A 226-nucleotide genomic window follows, 5' to 3' on the forward strand; every position below is an offset into this window, starting at 1 on the left:
TAATTGTCGGTGCTGTCGGTACGGTGGCATCTATGGTGAGGTTAACTGCCGTGGAAGTTGGAGAAATGTTACCTGCTGCATCGGTAGCTGTGGCGGTAAAGGCATAAGTGTTGTCTGCCAGAGCCGTAGTGATGGGAAATGTCCAGTTACCAGTTGCATCGGTGATAGCAGTGCCGATACTGATACCGTCTTGCAGGATATCAACGGTACTATTGGCTTCGGCTGT

1 protein-coding gene is annotated in these 226 nt (G+C 50.4%); it reads right to left on the bottom strand.

Annotation, left to right across the window (positions count from 1 at the left end; all coding sequences use genetic code 11):
• A partial coding sequence (locus PL9631_RS27450) for an Ig-like domain-containing protein (RefSeq protein WP_197046521.1) occupies positions 1–226 on the bottom strand: 226 nt, incomplete at both ends.

This window comes from Planktothrix paucivesiculata PCC 9631 (assembly GCF_900009265.2).
Lineage (GTDB): Bacteria > Cyanobacteriota > Cyanobacteriia > Cyanobacteriales > Microcoleaceae > Planktothrix > Planktothrix paucivesiculata.